Origin of the sequence: Aphanizomenon sp. UHCC 0183 (assembly GCF_009712065.1) — a bacterium.
Taxonomy (GTDB): Bacteria; Cyanobacteriota; Cyanobacteriia; order Cyanobacteriales; family Nostocaceae; genus Dolichospermum; species Dolichospermum heterosporum.
In genome coordinates, this window is the sequence record NZ_VILC01000070.1 from 11,530 (window position 1) to 15,629 (window position 4,100).

Below are 4,100 nucleotides of genomic sequence, written 5' to 3' on the forward strand. Positions count from 1 at the left end.
AAAAGTCCTCTAAAAGAGGACTAAAAACCGAAAAAAAACCTCGTTATAATGCTGATTAAAAAACCCGCTCATTTAGTCGGATTCATCCGACTTAAGCTATTAGACAGGGGTTTCAACCCCTGGCTACCTGGCTAACCCTGGCTAACCCCTGGCTCATCTGACCGACTAACCAACTGACTAACTAACCTAATTTTTAAACTGAAATTAATATCATGTCCAAAGATCCAGAAATTCGCTTACATAAAGAATGGTTAGGCTTTCTCCAGCCCGTGGGGTTGGTGGTTTCTCCCCCCGCATTGTCAGCAGCCCAAGCGGTGGTTAACCGCAACGTAGTAGAATTGCAACAAACATTACAAACAGTTGCCAGTGGTACAGCTTTGCCCGGTGACAGCGAAAATGAACGCTTTTGCATTACTGATTTTTCCGCCTTTGCTATCAATGTTTTAGGTTGGGAAACAGCAGATTTAGTTGACAGTCCAGCAGAATTAGCGATCGCACTCCCAGATTATCAAGAAACTTTGATACCCACTTACGCTGTCCCCAACCCCAACGGCGGCTGGATGATGCTAATTCAAGTATTGAATCCTGGTACTGAACTTGACAACGCCGGGGCAGAGGATAGTAAATCTACGGCTTGGCACGCCAGCCCCCAATCTAAATTTGAACGCCTGTTAAAAGAAACCAAAGTTTACACCGGGCTATTGTGCAACGGTACAGAATTACGGTTAGTTTATGCCCCACAAGGAGAATCATCAGGACACCTGACCTTTCCTGTCCAAGCGATGTGTGAAGTATCGGGGCGGCTGATTTTGGGAGCAATGGAGATGTTGCTCTCAGCAGAACGCCTGTTTAATGTCCCCACAGACAGGCGTTTACCTGCCATCCTCGAAAAAAGTCGGAAATATCAAAATGATGTCTCTATCAAGCTGGCAGAACAGGTATTAGAGGCATTATGGGATTTACTCCGGGGCTTCCAGACAGCAGATGCCACGACTAACAGCCGCTTACTAGATGACATCGCCGCCACAAACCCCCAGCACATTTATGGTGGACTGATTACGATTTTGCTGCGGTTGGTATTCCTGCTTTACGCTGAAGACCGGGGCTTGATGTCCCAGGATGCAGTTTATACCCGCTACTATTCCGTGAGTGGACTTTACGATCGCTTGCGAGAAGATGCCGGCAATTATCCAGATACAATGGATCAGCGATATGGTGCTTGGGCGTGGTTGCTGAGTCTGTTTCGTTTAGTTTATGAAGGTGGGGGTCACGCTGATTTATACTTACCTGCGCGTCATGGACAACTATTTGATCCTGATGAATATCCCTTTTTAGAAGGTCGTCCCCAGTCTACAAAATATCAATCAGGGGCAAGTATAGAACCGCCTCGCGTCTCTGACGGGGTAATTCACAGGGTATTACAAGGGTTACTGATCTTGGACGGAGAACGCCTATCTTACACCGAGTTTAATGCCTGTAGGTTCGCTGTATTTACAACCAGGGGAAGAACGGCGGCGCAGTGGTTCTCATTATACCCCCCGTGCGTTGACTGAGCCGATAGTTAAGGAAACTCTCAGACCGATTTTAGAGGCTTTGGGAGAAAACCCCACACCTGAGCAGATTTTAGAGTTGAAGATTTGTGATTTGGCTATGGGTTCGGGGGCGTTTTTGGTGGAAAGTTGTCGTCAATTGGCACAGATGTTGGTTGAGAGTTGGAATAAACACAACGCATTACCGGAAATTCCCCCAGACGAAGAACCGTTACTTTATGCGCGGCGGTTAGTAGCCCAACGGTGTTTGTATGGAGTGGATAAAAACCCTTTTGCGGTGAATTTGGCGAAGTTATCTTTGTGGTTGGCGACTTTGGCGAAATCTCATCCTTTTACTTTTTTAGATCATGCTTTTAAGTGGGGAGATTCTTTGGTTGGATTGAATAAGGAACAAATTAAAAATTTTAGTTGGATAGCAGATACTACTTATACAGATCCCAATTTATCTTTATTTAATCAGTCAATTACTAAGGTGAAAGTTTATCGAGATGAAATTTTTAATCTTGGTGATAGTGACTATGAGAAAAAACGCGATGTTTATGAAAATGCGGAATTGGAATTAACGGAAACGCGGGTAAAGGGTGATTTAGTAATTGCGGCATTTTTTGCCAAAGATAAGGATAAAGCCAGGAAGGAAGAATTAGATAAGTTTCGGTTGATGTTTAAAAAGATGGAAAAACAAACGGCTGCGCGTGTCGGTGTGGGTTTCGGCGTGGGTAGGGGTTTAGCAATGCTAAACCCGGACAATGTTGATAATGATGACAATATTGATAATAACGAAAATGTTGATAATTTAGAGATTATCAATATATGTGATAATTTAAAATCCGGTGCAAAATCTGTACCTGTGTTTAATTGGGAAATTGGGAAATTGAATTTCCTGAAGTTTTTGATAGAGTTAATCCCGGTTTTGATGCAATTATCGGAAATCCTCCTTTTGCGGGAAAGAATACCACAATTAATGGAAATATTGAAGGTTATTTAGATTGGTTGAAAGTTGTTAACCCGGAATCTCACGGAAATGCTGATTTAGTAGCGCATTTTTTTAGAAGGGCGTTTGATATATTACGAGAAAATGGCACTTTTGGCTTAATTGCTACTAACACTATAGCCCAAGGAGATACCCGCAGCACAGGTTTAAGATATATCTGTGAAAATGGCGGAATTATTTATAATGCTCAAAAGCGGTTAAAGTGGCCGGGTTTAGCTGCGGTTGTAGTTAGCGTGGTTCATGTATTTAAGGGTCAATATGTGAAGAGGAAATGGTTAAATAATTATGGGGGTAAAAAATGTTTAGATAATCAGGAAGTTGATTTAATTTCGGCGTTCCTATTTCATGCAGGAGGAAATCAAGATCCCAAAGTATTATTAGCAAATGCTGGTAAAGCTTTTATAGGTAGTATTACGCTAGGAATGGGGTTTACTTTTGATGATGATAACCCAGATGCTACACCGATAGCAGAAATACAAAGGTTAATTACAGAAAATCCCAAAAATGCAGAAAGAATTTTTCCTTATATTGGTGGTGAAGAAGTTAATTCTAGCCCCACTCATGCACATCGTCGGTATGTAATTAATTTTGGTGAAATGAGTGAAGCAGAAGCGCGACAATATCCCGATTTAATGAATATTGTAGAGGAAAAAGTTAAACCTGCAAGATTAGCACAAAATAGAGAAATCCGTGCTAGATATTGGTGGCGTTTTGGTGAAACTACACCTGCTTTATTTCAAGCAATATCCCAACTTAATCTGGTGTTGGTTTGTTCTCTTCATTCTCAATACTTATCTTTTGCATTTTTACCAGCGAATAGCGTTTTTTCACACGCACTTGCTGTATTTGCAAATGACCAAAATTCTTTTTTCTGTGTTTTACAGTCTCGCATCCATGAAATATGGACAAGATTTTTAGGTTCATCAATGAAAGATGATCTTCGTTACACACCTTCCGACTGTTTTCAAACCTTCCCATTTCCCGAAGACTGGGAAAACAACCCCATATTAGAACAAGCCGGAAAAACCTATTATGAATACCGCGCTGAATTGATGGTAAAAAACAACCAAGGACTGACAGACACCTACAACCGATTTCATGACCCCGACGAATACGACAGCGACATACTCAAACTCCGCGAACTTCACACCGCAATGGACAAAGCAGTTCTCGACGCTTACGGGTGGGGTGATATATCCACAGAATGTACATTTTTACTCGACTACGAAGAAGACGAAGAAGAAGACAACCCCAAAGGAAGAAACAAGAAAAAACCTTGGAGATATCGCTGGACAGAAGCAACCCATGATGAAATATTAGCCAAATTATTAGACCTCAATCAAACCCGCTATGAAGCAGAAATCTTAGGAGGTAAAGTTGCAGAAGGGAAGAAAAAAGGGAATACTAAAAAAGCAGGTAAAACCCGAAAACAGACAACCGATAACATTCCAACTATTACTGGTTTCACAGAACCATAATTGTAGGTTGGGTTGACGCAACCAAACCCAACAAATATCAAAATCAGGATTTAGGTTTGATAAAAAAATATCTTCTTTTGG

Annotated in this window: 3 protein-coding genes; all 3 read left to right on the forward strand. The window is 41.5% G+C overall.

Annotated elements, in window-relative coordinates; all coding sequences use genetic code 11:
* The first annotated feature begins 212 nt into the window (after window positions 1-212).
* From FJR37_RS19380 to FJR37_RS27810, 3 genes are read left to right on the forward strand one after another with little or no spacing between them, the layout of a single operon-like run.
* Window positions 213-1,553, forward strand: coding sequence for a type IIL restriction-modification enzyme MmeI (locus tag FJR37_RS19380; protein ID WP_254434617.1), 1,341 nt, complete (start codon window positions 213-215; stop codon window positions 1,551-1,553).
* The gene (locus FJR37_RS27085; protein WP_254434618.1) at window positions 1,471-2,535 is read left to right on the forward strand and encodes a DNA methyltransferase; all 1,065 of its coding nucleotides are present in this window, start codon (window positions 1,471-1,473) and stop codon (window positions 2,533-2,535) included. The genes FJR37_RS19380 and FJR37_RS27085 overlap by 83 nt, the downstream gene beginning before the upstream one ends.
* Window positions 2,472-4,019, forward strand: a complete 1,548-nt coding sequence (locus FJR37_RS27810; RefSeq protein ID WP_371416148.1) for a type IIL restriction-modification enzyme MmeI — start codon at window positions 2,472-2,474, stop codon at window positions 4,017-4,019. Before FJR37_RS27085 ends, FJR37_RS27810 begins: the two co-directional genes overlap by 64 nt.
* The last annotated feature ends 81 nt before the right edge of the window (window positions 4,020-4,100 follow it).

What these genes read in the sequence shown, in the direction of transcription:
- FJR37_RS19380 (WP_254434617.1), top strand. Translation starts at nt 213, where the DNA reads ATGTCCAAAGATCCAGAAATTCGCTTACATAAAGAATGGTTAGGCTTT.
- FJR37_RS27085 (WP_254434618.1), top strand. Translation starts at nt 1,471, where the DNA reads ATGCCTGTAGGTTCGCTGTATTTACAACCAGGGGAAGAACGGCGGCGC.